The 22,823-nt window shown below is 62.8% G+C and carries 15 protein-coding genes and 1 tRNA gene; 14 read left to right on the top strand and 2 right to left on the bottom strand.

The features are described from left to right. Window positions 1-20 precede the first annotated feature (20 nt). Together glnD and Thiosp_RS03195 are read left to right on the top strand one after the other, a co-directional pair. A complete protein-coding gene (gene glnD, locus Thiosp_RS03200) occupies window positions 21-2,693 on the top strand; it encodes a [protein-PII] uridylyltransferase (protein ID WP_201066054.1) in 2,673 nt (890 codons plus the stop codon). 113 nt (window positions 2,694-2,806) lie between these two features. Next, complete coding sequence (locus Thiosp_RS03195) at window positions 2,807-3,628, top strand: hypothetical protein (protein WP_201066056.1); 822 nt, start codon at window positions 2,807-2,809, stop codon at window positions 3,626-3,628. A 37-nt stretch (window positions 3,629-3,665) separates the two neighbouring features. Here the strand turns inward: Thiosp_RS03195 and Thiosp_RS03190 are convergent, their stop codons facing one another. Further along, window positions 3,666-4,952, bottom strand: coding sequence for an O-acetylhomoserine aminocarboxypropyltransferase/cysteine synthase family protein (locus Thiosp_RS03190; protein ID WP_201066058.1), 1,287 nt, complete (start codon window positions 4,950-4,952; stop codon window positions 3,666-3,668). A gap of 211 nt (window positions 4,953-5,163) precedes the next feature. Between Thiosp_RS03190 and Thiosp_RS03185 the strand changes: the two genes are divergently transcribed. Together Thiosp_RS03185 and Thiosp_RS03180 are read left to right on the top strand one after the other, a co-directional pair. Beyond that, window positions 5,164-5,523: a hypothetical protein gene (locus tag Thiosp_RS03185; protein ID WP_323696819.1), complete on the top strand. Its 360-nt coding sequence runs from the start codon at window positions 5,164-5,166 to the stop codon at window positions 5,521-5,523. An 11-nt stretch (window positions 5,524-5,534) separates the two neighbouring features. Next, window positions 5,535-7,760 (top strand): DUF1631 family protein, encoded by a 2,226-nt coding sequence (locus Thiosp_RS03180; RefSeq protein WP_207188030.1) that lies wholly within the window; start codon window positions 5,535-5,537, stop codon window positions 7,758-7,760. A gap of 21 nt (window positions 7,761-7,781) precedes the next feature. On the opposite strand, the gene Thiosp_RS03175 is transcribed toward Thiosp_RS03180, so the two are convergent. Beyond that, the gene (locus Thiosp_RS03175; RefSeq protein ID WP_201066061.1) at window positions 7,782-8,537 is read right to left on the bottom strand and encodes a lytic transglycosylase domain-containing protein; all 756 of its coding nucleotides are present in this window, start codon (window positions 8,535-8,537) and stop codon (window positions 7,782-7,784) included. 391 nt (window positions 8,538-8,928) lie between these two features. Here Thiosp_RS03175 and Thiosp_RS03170 point away from each other — a divergent pair, with 391 nt between their 5' ends. The 10 genes from Thiosp_RS03170 to Thiosp_RS03125 all read left to right on the top strand — a co-directional run bounded on the left by Thiosp_RS03170 (window position 8,929) and on the right by Thiosp_RS03125 (window position 22,810). After that, a complete protein-coding gene (locus Thiosp_RS03170) occupies window positions 8,929-9,456 on the top strand; it encodes a YcbK family protein (protein ID WP_201066062.1) in 528 nt (175 codons plus the stop codon). Window positions 9,457-9,675: 219 nt separating this feature from the next. Next, a tRNA-Ala gene (locus Thiosp_RS03165) sits at window positions 9,676-9,751 on the top strand. Window positions 9,752-9,970: 219 nt separating this feature from the next. Then, the gene (gene metH / locus Thiosp_RS03160; protein ID WP_201066063.1) at window positions 9,971-13,741 is read left to right on the top strand and encodes a methionine synthase; all 3,771 of its coding nucleotides are present in this window, start codon (window positions 9,971-9,973) and stop codon (window positions 13,739-13,741) included. Then, window positions 13,731-14,651, top strand: coding sequence for an ABC transporter substrate-binding protein (locus Thiosp_RS03155; protein WP_242518484.1), 921 nt, complete (start codon window positions 13,731-13,733; stop codon window positions 14,649-14,651). Before metH ends, Thiosp_RS03155 begins: the two co-directional genes overlap by 11 nt. Before the next feature lie 248 nt (window positions 14,652-14,899). After that, window positions 14,900-15,919, top strand: coding sequence for a FecCD family ABC transporter permease (locus Thiosp_RS03150; protein WP_201066064.1), 1,020 nt, complete (start codon window positions 14,900-14,902; stop codon window positions 15,917-15,919). After that, on the top strand, window positions 15,916-16,896 hold the full coding sequence (locus Thiosp_RS03145; RefSeq protein ID WP_201066065.1) for an ABC transporter ATP-binding protein: 981 nt from the start codon (window positions 15,916-15,918) through the stop codon (window positions 16,894-16,896). Before Thiosp_RS03150 ends, Thiosp_RS03145 begins: the two co-directional genes overlap by 4 nt. 18 nt (window positions 16,897-16,914) lie before the next feature. Beyond that, entirely contained in the window at window positions 16,915-17,886 is a 972-nt protein-coding gene (gene cbiB / locus Thiosp_RS03140) for an adenosylcobinamide-phosphate synthase CbiB (RefSeq protein ID WP_201066167.1), read from the top strand. A gap of 191 nt (window positions 17,887-18,077) precedes the next feature. Continuing rightward, the gene (locus Thiosp_RS03135; RefSeq protein ID WP_242518486.1) at window positions 18,078-20,444 is read left to right on the top strand and encodes a TOTE conflict system archaeo-eukaryotic primase domain-containing protein; all 2,367 of its coding nucleotides are present in this window, start codon (window positions 18,078-18,080) and stop codon (window positions 20,442-20,444) included. A 190-nt stretch (window positions 20,445-20,634) separates the two neighbouring features. Then, the gene (locus Thiosp_RS03130; protein WP_207188036.1) at window positions 20,635-21,546 is read left to right on the top strand and encodes a carbon-nitrogen hydrolase; all 912 of its coding nucleotides are present in this window, start codon (window positions 20,635-20,637) and stop codon (window positions 21,544-21,546) included. Window positions 21,547-21,709: 163 nt separating this feature from the next. After that, window positions 21,710-22,810, top strand: a complete 1,101-nt coding sequence (locus tag Thiosp_RS03125) for an anthranilate phosphoribosyltransferase (RefSeq protein WP_201066069.1) — start codon at window positions 21,710-21,712, stop codon at window positions 22,808-22,810. Window positions 22,811-22,823: the final 13 nt, after the last annotated feature.

The following is a 22,823-nucleotide window of genomic DNA, read 5'->3' as shown; positions in this document are numbered from 1 at the left end:
TTTCTCATGGCAACCCGAAGATGACGCCAGACGCAATCGCGCACCAGCCGCTCACAGACCAGGAGCGAGAAAGCCTTGCCGGCGCTTCACGTAACCAGGCCATCGGCCTGTTTCGCGAAGTCCTCGCGCGGGCGACTGGCCGCCTGTCGGATGCCTTCGACGCCGCGGTGCCCATCGGGACGCTCGGCAGCGCCCGCAGCCACCTGATCGACGAACTCCTGATCCAGGCTTGGCGGCAGTTCGGGCCGGACGACGAGCAAGCTGCGCTGGTACCCGTCGGCGGCTACGGGCGCGCAGAACTCATGCCCGCCTCGGATATCGATCTGCTGATTCTGATCGCACCCGACGCGCCTGAGGCGACTTCAGAACACCTAAGCGCCTTTCTGACCTTCCTGTGGGACATCCGCCTGGAGGTCGGCCATGCCGTGCGCACCCCTGCCGACTGCGAGGTCCAGGCGCGCGACGACGTGACCGTAATCACCAATCTGATCGAGGCCCGCCTGCTGGCTGGCAGCGAGGCGCTGTTCGCGGACATGCAGCGCACCATCGCGCCCGAGCGTATCTGGCCGAGCGAGGCATTTTTCGACGCCAAGTGTCACGAACAGCTCGCGCGTTGGCAGAAGTATGGCGACACCGCCTATAGCGTCGAGCCAAACATCAAAGAGAACCCGGGCGGGCTGCGCGACATCCAGATGATCGCCTGGGTGACCAAACGCCACTTCGGCACCACGGATTTCGCCGAACTGGTGCGCCATGGCTTCCTGACCGAGACCGAATATTTCACCCTGATCGAATGCCAGGCCCTGCTGTGGCGCATCCGCTTCGCGCTGCACCGGCTCGCCGGGCGACGCGAGGACCGGCTACTGTTCGACTACCAGCGCACCCTGGCGGCCCAGTTCGGTTTTTCCGACACCGAGACCGATCTCGCCGTCGAGCAGTTCATGCAGCAATATTATCGCGCCGTGATGGAGCTCAACCGGCTGAACGAAATGCTGCTGCAGCTGTTTCGCGAGGCCATCGTGCTGCATGATCACATCGGCCCGCCGCAGCCGATCAACAAGCGCTTCCAGTCCCGCAGCGGTTACCTGGAAGTCACCCACGCTCAGGTGTTCAACCGCGCGCCTTTTGCGCTGCTCGAGCTGTTTCACCTGCTGCAGTTGCATTCCAATCTCAAGGGCGTGCGCGCCAGCACCATCCGCCTGGTGCGCGAGAACCGCCACCGCATCGACGATGACTTTCGCGAGGATCTGCGCACCCGCAGCCTGTTTATGGAGATCATGCGCCAACCGACCGGGCTCAGTCGCGTGCTCACGCGCATGAACCGCTACGGGGTGCTCGAGCGTTACATTCCGGCCTTCACCAACATCGTCGGGCGCATGCAGTATGACTTGTTCCATGTTTACACGGTGGACGAGCATACCCTGCGGCTGATTCGCAACCTGCGCCGCTTCAGCGTCAGCGAGTTCGACCACGAATTCCCGCTGTGCAGCGCCATCGCGCGGCGCATTCCCAAGCGCGAGCTGCTCTATCTGGGCGGCCTGTTCCACGACATTGCCAAGGGCCGCGGCGGCGATCACTCCCAGCTTGGCGCCCGTGATGCCTGGGACTTCTGTCAGCTGCATCACTTAAGCGAATACGACAGCCGCCTAGTGGTGTGGCTGGTTGAGACCCACCTGCTCATGTCCCTGACCGCGCAGCGCAAGGACATCCGCGACCCGGAGGTCATTCAGGAGTTCGCCACCCTAGTCGGCGACATCAACCGGCTGAATTACCTCTATCTGCTCACGGTGGCCGACTCCCGCGCCACCAACCCCAAGCGCTGGACCTCGTGGAAGGATGCGCTGCTGCGCGAGCTCTACCTCAGCACCCGCGACGCCCTGGAACGCGGGCTCGACAACCCGCAAGCCCAGGATGATCTGATCGAGCAGAAGCAAACCGAAGCCATGCGCATACTCGCCCGCGCCGGCATCGAGGCCGAGCAATGTCGCCGCCTGTGGCGCAAGCTCAGCGCCGAGTTCTTCGCGCCCGCCTCGCCCGAGGAGATTGCCTGGCAAAGCGAGCAGATTCTCGCCGGCGACCGCCTCGGCCTACCACTGGTAGCAATCCGTTCGCTGCCAGCGCGCGGCTGCAGCGAGATTTTCATTCATGCGCGCGACAACAAAAATCTCTTTGTGCGCACCACGGCGCTGCTCGACCAGCTCGGGCTTAACATCGTCGATGCCCGCATCACAACAACCGACGACCACAGCGCAACCAACAGCTTTCAGGTGCTCGGCGCCGACGGCCAGCCGATTCCGGAGGACGAACAAACGGAAGAACTGTGCGCCCTGCTCCACCGCGAACTCGAGCAACTCGACAACGACAAGGTTGAGGTCGCCCGGCGACTGCCGCGCCAGCATCATCATTTCCCCATCGAAACCCGCGTCAGCTTCAGCGATGACCCCGGACACCAGCGCACCCTGATGCGCCTGGTCACGCTCGATCGACCAGGACTGCTCGCGGAGGTCGGCAGCGTCTTCGCCAGCTGCGATATCCGCCTGCACAGCGCCAAAATCGCCACTGTCGGCGCCGAGGTCGACGATGTTTTTTTCATCACCACCCGCGAAGCAGGCCCGATTCGTTGCGAGAGCGCCCTGTCGTGTCTACGCCAGGAAATCCACCGGCGACTTGAAAAAAGCCCAAACCCGGTCTAAACCATTGGAAATGGGACAAGGAAACAGGGTCAGGATCTAACGGCTCTGCTGACCGCCAGGACCGGCGCCCTGCGATCGACTGCACGCAAACAACAGGGAAGCGCTTTGGCTTTATGCTTCGCACGCATCACATCTCCGACGCCGCCCCGGGCGTCTCGGTAACACGGCTGCCCGCTGCCATCTCCCGCGCTGCTGTGGCCGTGGTTTGCATCCTGCTAGCGAGTGCCCTTGCCCCCGCATTGGGTCAATCAAACCAGCCAACAGAGAAAGCCACCATCCAGGAACAGCCTCTGGACGGGTCGCATGGAGCCGCTTCGTTCAACCCTGGTATGTTCGGCGACGCCTTCTCCAGGGTTGCCAGCACCAGTGATTCCATGACCAACGCGGATCGCTTGCCACGCTGGATCGCCGAGGTACGGGCGCAACGCCAGGCTCTGGCCAAGCACCGGCGCGAATATCATGAATCGCGACTTCGATTGAACGAAGAAGCCCTGCAGGCCCAGGCAGAATTGCACCAACATCAGCATCAGCAAGTCAGCGATCACCTGAATGCGCAACGACGGGCCTTGCTTGGGGATCGGCAGCCGATCCTCCCGTTCATCCCCCCGCCTCCCCTGGACGCACATCACCCAAGCGCGATCCCGCACGCCCCGATGGCTCGCTGGCTGGGTGGCCCCTGGGCCACGCCGGCTCAGAACGCGAAACGTCCCGTCCGCATGCCGCCAGTCGGCATACCCTCAGTTCCCATGCAGCCGGCCCAGATGAAGCCAACCCAGATGGAGCCAACCCAGATGGAGCAGGCACAACACACGCAGACCGCGAGCGAATCGCCTGTCACCGGCGATGAAGAGCCCGCCTCTCAGGCGGCCTATCCCGCAACCAACACTTTTTCGCCAACCCAATGGGACAACCGCTGGTATTACCGCGGCTGGTAAGGCACGCGGTAAGCCGCCGGGAGAGCAGCAGCCTTGCTCAGGCAGCCGCCAACGCCTGCTCGAGATCGGCAATGATGTCATCGACATGTTCGATGCCGATCGACAAGCGCACCAGATCCTCCGACACACCCGCCGCTTTGAGCTCCTCGGGGGAAAGCTGGCGGTGGGTGGTGGTGGCCGGATGGCAGGCGAGCGTTTTGGCGTCACCAATATTGACCAGGCGCACCGCCAGCTGCAGCGCATCGATAAAGCGCCCGCCCGCCTCGCGTCCGTCGCCGGAAGAACCACGAATACCAAAGGACAGGATGGAGCTCGCGCGCGCATCGCGCATGTATTTTTGCACCAGCGGATAGTCTGGACTGTCGGGCAGACCGGCATAGCGCACCCACTCCACCTTGGGGTGATCGCGCAGGAATTCCGCCACCGTCAGCGCATTCTCGCAGTGACGATCCATGCGCACATGCAGGGTCTCGATACCCTGCAAAATCAGAAAACTGTTAAAGGGCGAAATCGCCGCGCCCATGTTGCGCAGGGGAACCACCCGCGCCCGCCCGATGTAGGCCGCCGGCCCCAAAGCCTCGGTGTAGACGACACCGTGATAGGACACATCCGGCTCATTGAGTAGCGGGAAGCGCGCAGCATGCTCGGCCCAGGGAAACCGCCCGCTATCGACCAAACAGCCACCAATGGTTGTGCCATGCCCGCCCATGTATTTTGTCAGCGCATGCACTACGATATCCGCGCCATGTTCAAACGGCCGACATAAATAGGGAGACGGCACCGTATTATCGACAATCAAAGGCACGCCATGGCGATGCGCCATCTCGGCAATCGCTGAAATATCCGCCACATTCCCGGCCGGGTTGCCGATTGACTCGCAGAAGACCGCGCGCGTGTTGTCATCAATCTGCGCTTCCATGGCGTCGATGTCGTTAGGAGCCACCAGTCGCGCTTCAATCCCGAGACGCGGCAGCGTATGCGCAAACAGGTTATAAGTCCCGCCATAGAGCGTGGCTGTAGCGATGATGTTATCCCCGGCCTGGGCAATCGTCAGGATGGAGTTGGTCACTGCCGACATGCCAGAGGCCAGCGCCAGCGCGCCGACACCGCCCTCCATGGCCGCCACCCGTTGCTCCAGCACGTCGCTGGTGGGATTCATCATGCGGGTATAGATGTTGCCCTGCACCTTCAGGTCGAACAGGTCGGCTCCGTGTTGGGTATCGTCGAACGCGTAGCTGGTGGTCTGGTAGATCGGCGTGGCCACCGACTTGGTGGTCGGGTCCGGCGCAAAACCCGCGTGAATCGCCAGTGTCTCGATATGCATGCTCCCCATCTCCTGTATTTGCCTTCAAAGGGCCGCCATTAGGGCGTCCCCCTTGCGTCCATCGCCCTGCTCCCGCACAACAGGTTAACGCTTGTGATTCGGCAAAGGCGTGGCTCCAAAGGCGTGGTTATATTTATTGCAAAGCCATGGCGGCCCGCTCAGCGAAGGATCATAGTCGAAAAGGCCCGTTCGGCGAAAACCAGCCCGGCATGTGCCGGACGCGATCCGGATCCAGCCATCGGGTGGCATCCGGGGCGCCGATTGCCTCAGCGGTATCAAATGGCATCGCCAGCAGCACCGCTCCGGGGTATCCTTGTCATTTCCATTCGGTTCTGCCAGAAAAACGACTGCTATGCCCTATTTTGTCTACAAGATCTCGCCCAAGCGGCAGCTGACCTATATCGACACCAAAGATCGCTACCAGGAAGCACGCACTCTGGTGCGCGATCTGCGCGCGAAAGCCCCAGCCGACGAGAACGGCGAATTTCGCCTGATCTTCGCCAACCAGCAGGGCGAGGCCGAAAAGATGCTTTCCACTCCGCGCGATGAACGCGTGATCGGCGAGGATTAATCTCGCGGCCCATGCTCCGATCGAAATCCAGAGCCACCCTCGATAAAGCGCGCGTGCGCGAAGCCATTGATGGCTATCGCGCATGCACGCTGAAATTCTGCGACCAGCGCCTGGTCGCGCTGTTTGAGTCGGCAGGCCCGTCATTGCTTGGCTTCGCCGAGGTTGTCGGCAACGAGTTGGCGCAAAGTCTGTTTTTCGCCACCGCCGCGCAACTCGACGAGGCCCAGCAGGCCATCAGCCAGCGTTTTCACGCCGCCATCGACAATGGCATGGCGCATTTTTTCACCCATGGCCGCGCCGAGCCGCGCCCATGGCTGCCGCGACGCGAGATCATCGGCTCGGATGAACGTGAGATTCAGACCGTCGCCAGCGACAATGAGGCGCTGGCGATCAAGAACCTGATCATCCGCACCAATGCGCACTGCTTTCCGGAGCTGTACGCGCTCAGTCAGCGGCTCGCCGCGATTTCCGGCGGCGGCAAGCTGCGCGATGACGAAATCCCTGCCGGCCCCCATCATCTGGCCCACGGCTTTCGCGCCGCCATTGCTGAGGAAGAATTCGACATCCGCGTGAAAGTGGTGCTTTATGCGCTCTTTCATCACCGCGTCACCTGGTCGGCCGCCACACTGTATCGCGAGCTGAACGACCTCCTGCGCAACGCCGGCATCCTGCCGAAGACGCGGCCTGTCAACCTGCGCCGCACTGCCTACCAAAGCACGCAGATTGGCGCCAGCGCAAACGGCAGCCCTGACCCTGACGATCAAGACGCGGTCTATCAAGCCTTGGTCGGCGATTTGCTTGAACTCGCCGCCAGCCAGCCCGGCCTCAACCCCAGCAGCTCCGAGCCGAGCGCCAGCGCGGCCGAGCGCCCACAAGAGATCAGTCGAGCACCGGAGGAGCAATCCCCTCTGCAAAGCTTTCTCAGCACGGTCGCGCATTCTGTCGTTGGTTCGCAGACCGCTCCCTTGCCTCCCGGGGGCCGCAGCGACCAGATCGCTATCGGCGGGTTGAACAAAGCCAGCATGAACGCTCGCGATCCCGAGCTGATCAACACAATTGAGCGCATGTTTGCGGAGATGTTCGACACGCCAGGCCTGCCGATGATTGCCAAAGCCGCGCTCGGACAACTGCAGATCCCCTATCTGAAAGCGGCTATCAGCGACATCGGACTGCTGCGTGACCCTGGTCATCCCGGGCGGCTGTTGCTCGATGAATGCGTCGAAGCGGGCAGCTTATGGATCGACGAATCCGATCCGCGTCAGGGCGCATTGCCAGTTCTGCGGGAGGTGGTCGAGCGTATTCTCGACACGCCGGACGGCGAGCCGCCCCCCTTCGAGCCACTGCTCGATCACCTGCGCCGGCAGATTCGCCCGCTGCAGCAATTGCGCACTTCCCCCGAACGTCGCAGCCGGGATTTTCACCGCGAGCGCTCAGCCGCGCGCGACGCGCAAAAGCAAGCGCGCGGAGCCATGCTCGAGTTGCTGCGACCCTATGAGGTTCCGCAGCAGGTTCGGGTATTTCTCGACACCACCTGGACTGAGCTCCTGACCCTGGTGCGCCAGCATCGCGACGAGGGACCAGACAGCCCCAGCTGGCGCGAGGCCCTCGACACCGCACGCAGTCTGGTAGAGGTCTTCGATCCGCGCGTAACCGGAGCCGCACTGCGTGCCCGGATCGGCGAACTGCCGCGACTGCGACAGCGCATCGCCAATGGCGCTCAGCGTCTTGGCAGTCACAATCGGGCTAGCTTGATTGTGCTCGACAACCTACTGGCAAACCCGCATGGCGTGCGCGAGCAACTGCGCCGCGGCCAAGCCTTGCCATCGCGCCCGCCGGCCGGCCGGCCTCTGGGCCTTTCCACCCTGCCGCAAACGCACTTCGACGGCAGCCCGGGCGCGGAAGATTCCAACTTACAACCAGCCTCTGCCGAGGTTCCGGAGGATGCCCTCCAAGCAATGATCGAGGAGTTGCGCAAGACCAAATCCGGCACCTGGTTCGAGCTCGACTCACCCTTTGGCGACGCCGAGGCGGATGGTCGGCGCATCCAGCTTTCCTGGATCAGTCCGCTGACGTCGACCTATTTGTTCGTGGATGAAGCCGGGACAAAAACAGAAATGCGCGGCCTCAAGGACTTGGCCAAAGCCATGCTCAGTGGTCGCGCGCGGGTGGTTGCTCCCCCCGAAGACGCCCGATCAACGACCGATCGCCGCAGCGAAGTAAAACCCGCTGTATCCTAAATCGCCAATGGTTTGCGCTTGTCAGGAACGAAACGCTTTGCGCTCGGCATGCAAGAACCGTAATACCTTTTGGACATAATCTTGAGTTTCAGGATAAGGGGGAATGCTATTGTCGTAGCGTTTCACCGCATTTTCACCGGCGTTATAGCCCGCCAGCGCAAGACGCAGGTCGTTGTGAAACAGGTCGAGCAAAAACCGCAGATAAGCCGCACCACCGTGGATATTCTCGGCCGGGTCCCAGATATTTCGCACCTTGAAACGCTCAGCCGTTGCCGGCATCAGCTGCATCAGCCCACAGGCCCCGGCCGAAGACATGGCATCCGCGCGATAGGCGGATTCGGTGCGGATCACTGCATGCAGCAGCTCGGGCCAGAGCTGGTGTTGGCGCGCGGTATTGTCGATCAACGCGCGATAATGCGAACGCCTTTCACTGAGCGATGCACCAGGCTTGGCACGGGTCAGCCCTCCGCTTGCAGAGCCCCACAAGGGCGAGCGGCCCAGCCACTGATGGCGCTTCAGCGCGAGCCGCGCTTCCAGTTTCTCCGCCGCCTCGCGCTGGCGCTCGCGCAACTGCTCCGACTGCTCACGGTTTTCGGCCACCAGCGCCTGACCTGCGCGTTTCCACTCGAGCGTCAGGCCAGTGGTCTTCAGTGGCTTGTCGGAAAACACCACGTTTCCAGCCTGGTCGACATACTTGAACACGTCCGCCACCACCACCGGCGGCGCGCTCGCGACGGCAGTGGCGGCCATCAGCATCAGCAAAGTCCGATTGCGCATGCGTCCTCCCGCTGAAATAAAGACACAACGGGCCTTCGCGCTCCGCCGGACCGCAAGAAAGCGACGAACGGTAGCGATTTTCATGGGTGCCTGCCCCTCCCGGTTTTCCAGCTTTGTGCTATTATTCCTGCCATCGGTGAAATAAATTGTTTTAGACTAGCAAGTTGGCAACGCTTGTTAAGTAAGTTTAGAGGTTTATCGCCAAAGGTCAACCATCAATCAGGCCAGTGCTCCTGTCTTCGTTGCTGGCCGCTGCCTGCAAAGGTGCGGACGCAATCCGCGTGCGTTTCGGCGTGGTGAGGATTTTTTGCCGACCCTACGCGAAGGCAACAATGCTGATTGATCAGTTTTTCTGACCAAGGCGCCCATCTTTTTACTGGAGAGATCGATAATGAACCGAAGGTTTTTTTTGGGGTTCGCGCTGTCGACAACAGCCACATCTGTATTCGCCGCCAAGCGCCGCCCGCAGGCCCGTTGCCTACGACTCCACCACTTGCATACAGAAGAGCGGCTCGAAATCGACTACCGCACCGGCAGCTATTATCACCGCAGCGCCTTGGCGCGGCTCAATGAGTTCCTGAAAGATTTCCGAACCGGCGAGCAAACGCCGATCGACCCGCGATTGTTCGACACCCTGTACGATCTGCAAGAACGTCTCGACCAGGATGGCAGTCTATTCGAGATTTTGAGCGCCTATCGGTCCCCACAGACCAACGCCATGCTTCGGCGCAAATCAGGGGGCGTCGCCAAGCGGAGCCTGCACATGAGCGGACGCGCCCTCGACATACGCCTTGCCGAAACTCCCACCCCGAGCGTTTGTAATGCCGCTCTTCAGCTGAGCCGCGGCGGCGTGGGTTACTACCCGAGGTCCGACTTTGTTCATCTCGACACCGGCCAGGTGCGCCACTGGGGCGTTTGAGGGGATGGAGTTGAAAATGGCCTGACCGCCATGCCTCAGACCATGGCGGCAGAGCCAACGAAACCCGCGAGAAAACCCGTTACGCGCACCCTTAACGCTTAAAAAAAAGACAGATCGAACACTTTATATAAACGCAACCCTGAGTTGCTTGCACCAAGCCCCCGCCCGGGTTAGGCTTGTGGGTCAATCGTCGGCCTTCAGCGCCCGACAAGATCCATCGGGGCCGTAGCTCAGCTGGGAGAGCGTCGCGTTCGCAATGCGAAGGTCAGGGGTTCGATCCCCCTCGGCTCCACCAGGCTTCATTCCCCCGCGCACGCCATTGCTAAGGCGTCCCACGCCTCATTGCGGTGTGCCAAAACCGAGTGTTATAGCAGCCGAGCGCCATTTGCTTCGGCATTGGCTATTGCGCCCGACTCGCCGCAGTGGCCCAGCCTTTGGACCGGCCTCTCTGGATCATCCTGATTGGCCCAGCCCTAGACAATCCAGCGCCAGAAATCCTCCGCAAAATATACTTATGACTGACAATTCCCGCCTCCTTCAGGAGCGCCTCGCGCGCTCGATCCTCATTCTCGACGGTGCCATGGGCACCATGATCCAGCGCCACAAGCTCGACGAGGCCGCTTATCGCGGCGAGCGCTTCAAGGACTGGCCGTCCGATCTCAAGGGCAACAACGATCTGCTGGTGCTGACCCAGCCCGAGATCATCAAGGGCATCCATGCGGAATACCTGGCTGCCGGCGCCGACATCATCGAGACCAATACCTTCAACGGCACCCGCATCGCCATGGCCGACTATGGCATGGAGGAGCTGGTCTATGAGATCAACCTGGCCGCCGCGAAGCTGGCCCGGCAGGCGGCGGATGAGGCTTCCACACTTGAGAAACCGCGCTTTGTCGCCGGCATTCTGGGGCCAACCAATCGCACCGCGTCTATCTCGCCGGATGTGAACGACCCGGGCTTCCGCAATGTCGATTTCGACACCCTGGTCACCGCCTATGCCGAAGCGACTCGGGCGCTGATCGAAGGCGGGGTCGATATCCTGCTGATTGAGACCATTTTTGACACGCTCAACGCGAAGGCTGCGGCCTTTGGCGTCTGGCAGGTGTTCGATCAGGACGGTGTCGAGCGGCCAATCATGCTCTCGGGCACCATCACCGATCAGTCCGGGCGCACCCTCACCGGGCAGACGACCGAGGCCTTCTACAACTCACTGCGCCATGCCCAGCCACTCAGCATTGGGCTGAATTGCGCGCTCGGGCCAAGCGAGTTGCGGCCTTATGTCGAGGAACTCTCCCGCATCGCCGAGTGCCAGATCTCGGCGCATCCCAATGCCGGGCTGCCGAATGAGCTGGGCGGCTACGATCTCGGGCCAGAGGACATGGCCAAAGAGGTGTCCGAGTGGGCGCGCAGCGGCTTTTTAAACATTATCGGCGGCTGCTGCGGCACCACGCCCGATCACATCCGCGCCATCGCTGAAGCCGTCGCTGGCATGGCGCCGCGTCAGGCGCCCCAGATCGCACCCGCTTGCCGCCTGTCCGGACTCGAGCCTTGCAACATCACCGAGGACAGCTTCTTCGTCAATGTCGGCGAGCGCACCAATGTCACCGGCTCGACGCGCTTTAAGCGGCTGATCAAAGAGGGCGACTACGACACCGCGCTCAGTGTCGCCGTGGAGCAGGTCGAGAATGGCGCCCAGGTGATTGACGTGAACATGGACGAGGGGCTGCTGGATGCGGTCGCCGCCATGAAGCGGTTTTTGAATTTGACCGCCGCCGAGCCGGACATCGCGCGAGTGCCGGTGATGATCGACTCTTCCAAATGGGAGGTGATCGAGACCGGGCTGAAATGCGTGCAGGGCAAGGCCATCGTCAACTCAATCTCGATGAAGGAGGGCGAGGCCAAATTCATCGAGCAGGCGCGGCTGTGCCGGCGCTATGGCGCCGCGGTGATCGTGATGGCCTTCGACGAGGTCGGCCAGGCCGACACCCAGGCGCGCAAGGTCGAGATCTGCACCCGGGCGTACAAGCTGCTGACCGAGCAGGTCGGCTTCCCTGCCGAGGACATTATTTTCGACCCCAACATCTTCGCAGTCGCCACCGGCATTGAGGAGCACAACAACTACGCGGTCGATTTCATTGAGGCGACCCGCGAAATCAAGCGCACGCTACCCCATGCGTTGGTCTCGGGTGGCGTGTCGAATGTGTCCTTCTCCTTCCGCGGTAACAATCCGGTGCGGGAGGCCATTCACTGTGTCTTTCTCTACCATGCCGTCAAGGCCGGCATGGATATGGGCATCGTCAACGCCGGGCAGTTGGCCATCTATGATGATCTGCCGGAAGAATTGCGCGAGGCGGTCGAGGATGTGATCCAGAACCGCCGCGCGGATGCCACCGAGCGCCTGCTCGACATCGCACCCAAGTACAAGGGCGACGGCAGCAGCGCCGAGAAGGCCGAGGATCAGGAATGGCGTTCCTGGCCGGTCGAGAAACGCCTGGAGCATTCCCTGGTCAAGGGCATCACCGACTTCATCGACGAGGACACCGAGGCCGCGCGCGCCGCCGCCGACAAGCCGCTGGAGGTCATCGAAGGCCCGCTGATGGCCGGCATGAATGTGGTCGGCGATCTGTTCGGCGAGGGCAAGATGTTCCTGCCCCAGGTGGTGAAGTCGGCGCGGGTGATGAAAAAGGCCGTGGCCTATCTGTTCCCCTATCTGGAAGCCGAGAAGGAAGCCTCCGGCATGGCCGGCACCAGCTATGGCAAGTTCCTGATCGCCACGGTGAAAGGCGATGTGCACGACATCGGCAAGAACATCGTCGCCGTGGTGCTGCAATGCAATGGCTACGAGGTGATCGACATCGGCGTCATGGTGCCGACCGAGACCATCTTGAAGCGCGCACGCGAGGAAAAGGTCGACATGATCGGCCTGTCCGGCCTGATCACCCCATCGCTCGACGAGATGGTCCATGTCGCCAAGGAGATGGAACGCCAGGGCTTTGATATCCCACTGCTGATCGGCGGCGCCACCACCTCCAAGCTGCACACGGCGGTGAAGATCGCGCCGCAGCGGAAGCATCCGGTGGTCTATGTGGTGGACGCCTCGCGCGCGGTCGGCGTGGTGTCGAACCTGCTCAGCAAGACCCAGCGCGACAGCTATGTGGCTCAAATCGCTGCCGACTACGAGCGCCTGCGCGTCGAGCGCGAAGCCAAGAGCGGGACGCGCAAGTCGATGCCGATTGGCGATGCGCGGGCCAATAAGGTCGGTATTGATTGGGCAGGCTACCAGCCACCGCGCCCGCAGATTCTGGAGCCGAAATTCGACATCGGCAGCCTTGACCAGCCGGACTGGAAACTGACGGTCGAGCGCCAAGGCGATGGCGTCATCCTGACCATCGACGACTATCCGCTGGCCGATCTGGTCAACTTCATCGACTGGTCGCCCTTCTTCAACGCCTGGGAGCTGGCCGGCAAGTATCCAGCGATTCTCGATGACGAGGTCGTCGGTCAGGAGGCGCGCAAGCTGTTCGAGGATGCCAAGCCTTTCCTGGAAACCCTGGTCAAGGAGCAGTGGCTCACCGCCCGCGCCGTGTGCGGTTTTTTCCCCGCTCAATCGGTCAATGACGATGACATCGCGCTCTTCAGCGATGAAGGCCGCAAACAGCCACTGGCCACCCTGCACATGCTGCGCCAGCAGATGTTCCGCGCCCCCGGCAAGAACCAACCGAATCTTTGCCTGACCGATTTCATCGCCCCAGCGGATTCCGGCACCCAGGACTGGATCGGCGGCTTCGCGGTCACCACCGGGGTCGGCATCGACGAGCACATCGCCCGTTTCGAGACCGATCACGATGACTACAACTCCATCATGCTCAAAGCGCTGGCCGACCGCCTGGCCGAAGCCTTCGCCGAGCGCCTGCACCAGATTGTGCGCACGCAGCTTTGGGGCCATGCACCCGACGAACAGCTCGACAACAACGCCCTCATTGCCGAGAAATATCAGGGCATTCGCCCCGCCCCCGGCTACGCCGCCTGCCCGGATCACACCGAAAAAGGCACCCTGTGGGAGCTACTCAAGCCCGATCAGCGCATCGGCCTCACCCTCACCGAAAGCTACGCCATGCTACCCACGGCGGCCGTCTCCGGCTGGTACTTCTCCCACCCCGAGTCACGCTACTTCGGCGTCGGGCGCATCCAGAAGGATCAGGTCGAGGACTACGCCCAGCGCAAGGGCATGACGCTCGAGCAGGCCGAGCGCTGGCTGGCACCGGTGCTGGGGTATGATCCTTAGACCAGAGCGGATCGCGCCGAAATTCCGTGCCGTAGCAGCCTTTGCGCTGCTAATCAGCGTCCTTGTGGCGCCCGCAAGCGCCGAGACTGCGCGCGATTTGCCAACCCTGGTCAGCACCAACCTGTGCGCCGACCTGCTGTTGCTGCGCCTGGCCGCGCCAGAGCAAGTGCTGGCCTTGTCGCGCCAGAGCAGTGGGCTGGAGCAAACCGAGCTTGCCGCACAGGCGCGGGCCTATCCCAGCCATCGCGGCAGCATCGAGGAATTGCTGGCACTGAAGCCCGATCTGGTGCTGGCTTATGCCGGCTGGGGCGGTCAGCGCCACGCTAAGCTGCTCGCACGCCAGGGGATCGAAATCGTCAAGATCCCCTATCCCGGCGATTGGGAAGATGCACTGAAAAGCGCGCAAGAAACCGGCGAGCGCATCAGCCGCGCGAACAAGGCCCGGCAAGTCACCGCAGCCGCAGATGCGCGCATGAAAGCGCTGGCCGAGCAGATGTCGGCCTATCAGCGCAGCGCGCAGCCAGACAAAGAGACAGAAAAAAGGACAGAAAACCAGCGTGCCCTGTATTTGCGCCCAAACGGCGGCACAGCCGGCAGCGGCACCTATGTCGACGATCTCATCCAGCGCCTGGGCCTGACCAACCTCGCCAGCGAGCAGGACATCCGTGGCTGGGGTCAGCTCCCGCTCGAGCGTCTCGTCCTGGCACCGCCCAATCTTTTCCTGCTCGGCTATTTCGATCAGGATCAGCCAATACAGGCCTCCGGCGTCGCCCGGCATCCGCTGCTGCGCCACCTGCTCACCAGCACCCCCAGCATCGGCCTGCCTGCCAACGGCTGGGGCTGTGGTGGGCTCGAGTTGCTACAGGCGGCCGAGGTCATTGCGCAGGGATATCGCCAGAAAAACCCGTGATGCGTTCAAACATCCTGGTGGTCCATGCTCCAGACGACTAGGATGGGCCAATCGGCGCAACTCGTCTTTTTGCCTCTGCGTGCCTAACGAACCTCTGCTGACTTAAACGAATATTTGCATGAATTGGCAATCCGAATGACAGATCATGCAAAAACTCCCAACCGAACCTTGCCAGCACTTTCACTCCCAGGCGATTTGTCGCCCGTATCTGAACCAGCGTGATACAAGCTGACTCCGCGCCTTCTCCCGTGGCAACCGACGACCGGCAAGCCGCCGGCCTGCCACTGCTTGCCCTGCCACTCCTGCTGGCGGGCTTGAGTCTGGCATCGCTCACCATCGGCTATGCGCCTTTGTCCCCAGCCGAGGTTGTGGCGGGTTTTTTGGGCCAGGGCACGGAGGAGCAGCGCTTGATTGTGCAGCAGATTCGCCTGCCGCGGGTACTGCTGGCCTGGCTGGTGGGCATGGCGCTGGGTGCCTCGGGTGCGGCGCTGCAAGGTCTGCTGCGCAACCCGCTGGCGGAGCCCGGCTTGCTCGGCATCTCCGCGAGCGCGGCGCTCGGGGCGGTGCTGGCGCTCTACTTCGGCGCCACCGCCATCAGCCTGTGGCTGTTACCGGCAGCGGCCATGGGGCTGGCCTTGCTCGCGACCCTGGCACTCTATGCGCTGACCCGGGCGGGCTCGTCCAATCTCACGCTTATTCTGGCCGGGATCGCACTCTCGGCCTGGGCCGGGGCCTTGACCTCCCTGGCGCTCAATCTCGCGCCTAACCCCAATGCGGTGCAGGACATGGTGCTCTGGCTGCTCGGGTCGATCAGTGATCGCAGTTTCGATGACGTACTGCTGTGCCTGCCCTTCGTGCTGCTCGGCTTGGCGCTGCTGCTCGCCAGTGGACGCGCACTTGAAGTGCTGACCCTGGGCGAGGCGGAAGCAGCCAGTCTTGGCGTGTCGCTGGGGCGACTGCGCGGGCTGATCATTGCCGGGTCGGCCCTGAGCGTCGGCGCCACCGTGGCCGTCACTGGCGCCATTGGCTTCGTCGGGCTGGTGGTGCCGCATATCCTGCGGCCCTGGGTCGGTTATCGCCCGGGACCGCTGATTCTCGCCAGCGCGCTTGGTGGGGCGGCGCTGGTGCTGGCCGCCGACATCGGCCTGCGGCTGCTCGACCAACACCTGCCGTCATCGCAAGAGCTCAAGCTCGGCGTGGTCACGGCACTGATCGGCGCGCCCTTCTTCCTGGCGCTAGTGTGGCGCGCGCGGGCAGATTTACCATGATCCTGCTCGAACTGGAAAACGTCTCGGTCGAGCTTGGCGGGCGCAGCCTGCTGCGCGGTGTCTCGCTGCAACTGAGGGCAGGCGAGCTGCTGGGACTGATCGGCCCCAATGGCGCTGGCAAGAGCACCCTGCTCAAGACCGTGGTGCAACTGCTGCCCACTGCTGTTGGTGGCGCTTGGGCCGGCCGGATTCGCCTGCTCGGGCAGGATACGAACACGCTCGACCCGCGTGAGCGCGCCCGCCGGCTGGCTTATCTCAGTCAGGACGACCGCGTGCAATGGCCGATCCGGGTCGAGGATCTGGTCGCACTCGGACGACATCCCTATCACCCGACCTGGCGCGGCGTCGCCCCTTGGGCCTCAGGCAGTCCGACTGCGGACAACCAACGCGCCATCCATCAAGCCCTGCGCACCACCGACATCTGGCACTTACGAACCCGCCGCGCGACCGAACTCTCCGGCGGCGAGCGCGCCCGCGCCCGGCTCGCCCGGGCACTGGCCGTCGAGGCGCCACTGCTGCTCGCCGACGAACCGGTCGCCGCGCTCGACCCGCTGCATCAGCTCAAGGTGATGAGCTATCTGCGCGACTATTGTCAGTCCGGCACAACCGCCAGCGACCGCCACGGCGCGCAGAACGAGGTCGGCCACAGCACCCCAAACAGCAGCCAGAACAGCGCTCATCACAGCAGCGGCGACGCAGAGCAAACCGATACGCACCCACCAGGGCGTGCCGCCATCGTTGTGATGCACGACCTCACCCTCGCCAGCCGCTTCTGCGACCGGCTGCTGCTGCTGCACCAGGGCGAGCCCGTCGCGCTCGGCCCGCCCGGTCAAGTGCTAAGCCCCGAGCGGCTGCGGGACATCTACGGCATTCGCGCAATCAGCGCGCAGATCGAGGGGCAAAGCTATGTGCTACCTTGGGCGCTGAGCGATGCCGATGCAAATCATGCGAATCCCAGTGTTCAACAAGCTCCCTGAACGCTTGAGAGCCCGCCGCTGAACACCTTCCCCTGGCCCCTGCTGCTCGCCGTCTGGCTGCTTGACGCCGCCCTTGGCGATCCTGACTATCCCTGGCACCCCATCCGGCTGCTCGGCGCATTCAGCCTGCGCCTTGAGCACCGGCTCTTCGACAGCGGACTCAAGGGATATGGCGGCGGCGCGCTGCATTGGCTGTTGGTGATCGGTGCCGCGCTCGCCGGCTGGTGGCTGCCCCATTGGCTTTTGGCCGCCGTCGATCCGCTGCTCGCCATGGGCTGGGATCTGTTTCTCGCCTACAGCCTGCTCTGCACCCGCGACCTCCTGGACCACGGCCGGCGCGTGCTGGAGCAACTGCATGACCTGCCGCGTGCCCGCCGCGCGCTGAGCCGCCTGGTCGGTCGCGACACCGAGCCGCTGCAAACCGACGGCATCGTGCGCGCAACCATCGAGAGCCTGGCCGAGAATCTGACCGATGCCGTCCTTACACCCTTCTGGGCGCTCTGCCTGTTCGGCCTGCCCGGACTGGTTCTGGTCAAGGCGATCTCCACGCTCGACTCCATGGTCGGTTACCGCAACGCGCTTTATTGCCGCTTCGGCACCCTCGCCGCCCGCACGGATGACCTGATCCACTGGCTGCCAGCGCGGCTATCAGCGCCGCTCATCGCACTCGCGGCAGCCGTCTTGCGCCTCGGTGGCCAGCCCCTGCACCCAAAGCTCGCGCTCACCACCGCCTGGCATCAGCATGCCCTGCTGCCCAGTCCAAATTCCGGCTGGAGCGAAGCCGCCTGCGCTGGCGCACTGCGCGCACGCCTGCTCGGCCCCATCCACCGGCACGGTAAACTGGTCAGCGATCTGTTCATGGGCGCGCCGCAATGGCGGGCCAACCTGAATGCATCCGACCTGCGATGCGCGCTCGCCCTGATCGCCTGCGCCAGCTGGATCAGCCTCGCTTGCGGGCTTGCCATGGCGGTCTTGGTTGCTTGCGAATGAAGCATTTTGTGTCACGCACCGCTTTGAAATCCAATACGAGATCACGCTGATTCGACCCAGGCCACCCGTTATGGCGACCAAGCAACCCACAGCCCCCTCGAGCCACATTAACCCCGACGACGCCAATCTCGCTAATGCAAGGAGTCGGGACACTTGCCTCGCCAGCGATAGGCTCGTCAACGGTAGGCCCGATGGCTGAGCAGGATGAACTTGTCGCGCTGAGGGCCGAGAATGCGCGCCTGATCGCGCTACTGGAAGCCCATGGAATCCAGTGGCGAGAGCCTGCCGAGTCCGATTCCCCCGCCTCCGAGCGGGAAACTCCGAGGCTGTCAACGCGCGAAAAAGTGGCGCTGTTTCGTCGGCTTTTCCGGGGCCGCGACGATGTCTTTCCGGTCCGCTGGGAGAGCAAGAGCAGCGGCAAATCAGGCTATACACCAGCGTGCGCCAACGAATGGCGCGCGGGCCTGTGCGACAAACCGCGCATCAAATGCGCCGACTGTGGCCATCGCGCGCTGATCCCAATCACCGATGAAGTCATTTATGACCACCTGGCGGGCAAGCACACGATGGGCATCTATCCCTTGCTGGAAGATGACACCTGCCATTTTCTCGCGGTCGATTTCGACAAAGCTGACTGGCGTGCCGATGCGCTTGCTTTCGCCCAGTCTTGCGAGGACCTCGGTGTTCCCGTCGCGCTCGAAATCTCGCGCTCCGGCCAAGGGGCGCATGCCTGGATCTTCTTCGATAACCGTGTGCCAGCACACGAGGCCCGTCGTCTTGGCACGACCCTGATCAGCCACACCTGCGCCCGGACCCGTCAGCTCGAGTTGACTTCCTACGACCGACTTTTCCCAAACCAGGATAAGCTACCCAAGGGCGGTTTCGGCAACCTGATTGCCTTGCCACTGCAAAAGCAACCGCGAGAAAACCAGTGCAGCCTATTCGTCGACACCAATTGGCGCGCGTATCCAGACCAATGGGCCTACCTGGCGTCGATAAGACTGATGTCGCCACGGGATATCGAGCCCACCATCCTGCGCGGTGGCGGTGGGATGCATCCATTGGATATCGCCTTCATCGATGAGGAAGACCAGGCGAAGCCCTGGAAGCGACCCGAACCAGCGGCCAGAGCGCTGCCAGCACCGATGCCCAAGCGCATCACCATGACCCTGGCCAACCTGCTCTATTTCGAGAAGGCACAACTGCCGCAGCCACTGGCCAACCGGCTGATCCGCCTCGCCGCCTTTCAAAACCCGGCCTTCTACCGGGCACAGGCCATGCGCCTCTCGGTGTGGGATAAGCCCCGCGTGATCGGCTGTGCGGAAAACTACCCGCAGCATATTGCGCTGCCGCGCGGCTGTCTCGATGCCGCGCTGGAGCTCTTGCAGGACAACGCCATCGACAGCGAACTTCACGACGAGCGGTGTTCGGGCCAGCCTATTGAGGTCGAATTCGCTGGCACCCTGCGATCCGACCAAACCGACGCCGTCACCGCGATGCTACAACAGGACACCGGGGTTCTCTGCGCGCCAACGGCCTTCGGCAAGACGGTCGTCGCCGCCGCGATGATCGCTGAGCGCCGTATCAACACCTTGATCCTGGTACATCGAACGGACCTGCTCAACCAATGGCGGGAACGTCTGCGATTCTTTCTCAGCGTCGGCAAGGGCGTGATCGGGACCATCGGCGGCGGAAAGTCCAAGCTCAGCGGCCAGATCGATATTGCCGTGATGCAGTCGCTCTCGAGGCAGGGTGAGGTCAACGCCTGCGTCGAAGACTATGGTCAGGTCATCGTGGATGAGTGTCACCACATCGGCGCGGTCTCGTTCGAGGACATCTTCAAACGCGTCAAAGCCAAATACGTCCTGGGCCTGACCGCCACGCCGATCCGCCGCGACGGCCAACAGCCCATTATCTTCATGCAGTGTGGTCCCATCCGATATACGGCGACACAGCCCGCAGGCGCCCCGCATGACCTTGCCGTGGTGCCGCACGAGCTGTCCGGGGGCATTGACCTGCCGCCGGAAGCGGGCATTCAGGAGGTCTTTCGTCACCTGGCCAATGACCAAGATCGGACCAAGACGATCGCCGATGCCATCTGCGAGGCGTTCGATAAGGGACGCAAGGTTCTGGTGTTGACCGAGCGCACCGGCCACTTGGATGCCATCCATGCTGCACTGGCCGGCAAGGTTCCATCAGTCTTCGTGCTACACGGGCGGATGTCGAAAAAGCAGCGCGGCGCCTTGATCGCCGAGCTTGATGCGCTCTCGCCGAATGCCCCTCGAGTGTTACTCGCCACGGGAAAACTGGTCGGGGAAGGCTTCGACCATCCGCCGCTTGATACCTTGGTCTTGGCGATGCCGGTGTCCTGGCGGGGGACACTCCAGCAATATGCTGGCCGCCTGCACCGGGAGCATGCCAACAAGACCGACGTGCGGATTATCGACTTTGTCGATGCCGGGCATCCAGCACTGCGACGCATGTGGGACAAACGCCAACGGGGATATCGGGCGATGGGCTATCGCATCGCTGACCAACCTGAGCTGGATGTCCGCTGAGCGATGCTTTGCTGTCGCTCAGTTTCTCAGGCAGGATGATGCTGGTGAGTTTCCCAACCGCCCTTGCACGGATTCCGTCTTGGCACCTCTTTTCGGCAACGCCTTCTGAAGGAAGCCGAGGAACGCGACATTTAATTCCCGCAATCTCGTGGGTTCGAAAACATTGTCAAAAATTACTAGTACCAAGCAGATGCAATCCAACCCGGACAGAGCGCGCGTCATCAAGCTTGCCCTGGCGCAAGATCGGGATCACGGTGATGCCGAGACCAACCGCAGGGCCATTCTGGACCATATCGAGGCAGCGGCGCAGGCGGGCTGCGGGCTGCTGTTGCTGCAAGAGTTGCACAACGGGCCCTATTTCTGCCAGCGCGAAAGCATGACGGGATTCGACCGCGCGGAGCCCGTGCCAGGCCCGACGACCGAGTGGCTCGGCGTGGCTGCGCGTCGGCATGGTCTGGTCATCGTTGGATCCTTGTTCGAGCGCCGCGCCCCGGGGCTGTATCACAACACGGCGGTGGTGTTGGATACCGACGGGCGTCTTGCCGGCTGCTATCGCAAGATGCACATTCCGGATGATCCTGGCTACTACGAAAAGTATTATTTCACCTCCGGCGATCTTGGCTTCAACCCCATCGACACCAGCATTGGGCGCCTTGGCGTGTTGGTGTGCTGGGATCAGTGGTTCCCTGAGGCGGCACGCCTAATGGCGCTGGCCGGTGCCGAGCTGCTGCTGTATCCGACTGCGATTGGCTGGGATCCGGAGGATTCACCCGCCGAGCAGGCACGCCAGCGCGAGGCCTGGATGACGGTGCAGCGCGGCCATGCTATCGCCAACGGGCTCCCCCTGCTGGCCTGCAATCGCGTGGGCTTTGAGGCCGAAGCCAGCGCACCGGGCGGCGGCAGCCAGTTCTGGGGCAGCTCCTTTGTCTGCGGCCCTCAAGGCGAGTTGCTTGCCAGGGCGCCTGAGGATGCGCCCGCGCTGCTAATTGCCGAGATTGATCTCAGCCACAGCGAACAGATCCGACGCGCCTGGCCTTTTCTGCGCGACCGGCGCATCGACGCCTATGGCGATCTCAGCCGCCGGTTTCGCGATTCAGCTTGAAGTGCGCCCGGCCAACCCTGACAATCCGCGCGGATTAGAAAACATTAATGAGGTCCCGGCCCAAAATAGGCAGACATCTCAACAATTCAGCTCTAGATACCAAGCGCGGACGCAAGCTGTGCCAGCGCATCATTACCGGCGGCATGACGCAGGACTGACAAACATGAACGATACGCAAAAGACCATGCGCTCCATTATTCAGCGCATCGCAACCGGCCCGGAACTGTCCAAGGACATTTCACTGGAAGAATCCCGCATCGGCATGCGCGCCATTCTTGATGGCGAGATCGACCCGGTGCAGGCTGGGCTCTTTCTGATCGGACTGCGCATGAAGCGCGAGACCGACGACGAAATGCGCGGCGTGCTGGACGCGATTCGCGGCATCACCGACAGCGCGGTGGCCGATGTCGATGACGTGGTGGACATTGCCGACCCCTACGACGGCTACAATCGCTGTCTGCCAGCGGCGCCCTTTCTGGCACCTGTGCTGGCTGAGTGCGGCGTACCGACCGTCAGCCATGGCGTGGATGCTGTTGGCCCCAAATTCGGCGTGACCGCGCGGCATGTCTTTGAGGCAGCCGGCATCCCGGTCGACTTGTCGCCTGACGATGCTGCTCGGCGCCTGTCCGATCCGGCCCTTGGCTGGACCTATGTCGACCAACGCGCCTTCGCGCCCAAACTGCACGCACTAGTCGACCTGCGCTCAACCATCGTCAAGCGCCAGGTCATTACCACCACGGAGGTCATGGCCCAGCCCATTCAAGGGCGACGCAAGACACATCTGGTCACCGGCTATGTCCACAAGCCCTATCCGCGCATCTATGCCCTGCTCGCGCGGCATGCCGATTTCGACTCGGCCCTGCTGGTTCGTGGTGTCGAAGGTGGCGTGATCCCGTCCCTTCGCCAGGCCGGCGTGTGCTTCAACTACCATCAGATGGGCGAGGAGCAGTCGTTCGACATCGACCCGGCCGCCCTGGGCATTGAGCAGTCCGCGCGCGCCGTGCCCTTGCCGGATGATCTGCCCACCGCCAATCGCCCCGGCGATGACATTGCCATCGCGGTGGATGTGCGCGCCACCGCACAGGCCGCTGCCGATGCCGGCCGCCGCGCGCTGGCTGGCGAGCCCGGCCCGACCTACGACAGTCTGGTGTTCGCAGGCGCCCTGGTGCTCTGGCATCTGGGCCGCGAGAAAACACTGCCGGCTGCGGCCGACCGCGTTCGCGCTGCATTGGACTCAGGCGTGGCCGCGCAACGGCTGCGCTGACGCATCAGGGAGG

Source organism: Thiorhodovibrio litoralis (assembly GCF_033954455.1).
Classification (GTDB): domain Bacteria; phylum Pseudomonadota; class Gammaproteobacteria; order Chromatiales; family Chromatiaceae; genus Thiorhodovibrio; species Thiorhodovibrio litoralis.
Note: the sequence above shows the minus strand (reverse complement) of the source record. Positions and strands in the feature narration are given on the sequence as shown.

Bases quoted from the DNA above. Each gene is read 5' to 3' on its own strand.
- glnD (WP_201066054.1), top strand. From the start codon at position 21: ATGACGCCAGACGCAATCGCGCACCAGCCGCTCACAGACCAGGAGCGA.
- Thiosp_RS03195 (WP_201066056.1), top strand. From the start codon at position 2,807: ATGCTTCGCACGCATCACATCTCCGACGCCGCCCCGGGCGTCTCGGTA.
- Thiosp_RS03190 (WP_201066058.1), bottom strand. From the start codon at position 4,952: ATGCATATCGAGACACTGGCGATTCACGCGGGTTTTGCGCCGGACCCG.
- Thiosp_RS03180 (WP_207188030.1), top strand. From the start codon at position 5,535: ATGCTCCGATCGAAATCCAGAGCCACCCTCGATAAAGCGCGCGTGCGC.
- Thiosp_RS03175 (WP_201066061.1), bottom strand. From the start codon at position 8,537: ATGCGCAATCGGACTTTGCTGATGCTGATGGCCGCCACTGCCGTCGCG.
- Thiosp_RS03170 (WP_201066062.1), top strand. From the start codon at position 8,929: ATGAACCGAAGGTTTTTTTTGGGGTTCGCGCTGTCGACAACAGCCACA.
- metH (WP_201066063.1), top strand. From the start codon at position 9,971: ATGACTGACAATTCCCGCCTCCTTCAGGAGCGCCTCGCGCGCTCGATC.
- Thiosp_RS03155 (WP_242518484.1), top strand. From the start codon at position 13,731: ATGATCCTTAGACCAGAGCGGATCGCGCCGAAATTCCGTGCCGTAGCA.
- Thiosp_RS03145 (WP_201066065.1), top strand. From the start codon at position 15,916: ATGATCCTGCTCGAACTGGAAAACGTCTCGGTCGAGCTTGGCGGGCGC.
- Thiosp_RS03135 (WP_242518486.1), top strand. From the start codon at position 18,078: ATGGCTGAGCAGGATGAACTTGTCGCGCTGAGGGCCGAGAATGCGCGC.
- Thiosp_RS03130 (WP_207188036.1), top strand. From the start codon at position 20,635: ATGCAATCCAACCCGGACAGAGCGCGCGTCATCAAGCTTGCCCTGGCG.
- Thiosp_RS03125 (WP_201066069.1), top strand. From the start codon at position 21,710: ATGAACGATACGCAAAAGACCATGCGCTCCATTATTCAGCGCATCGCA.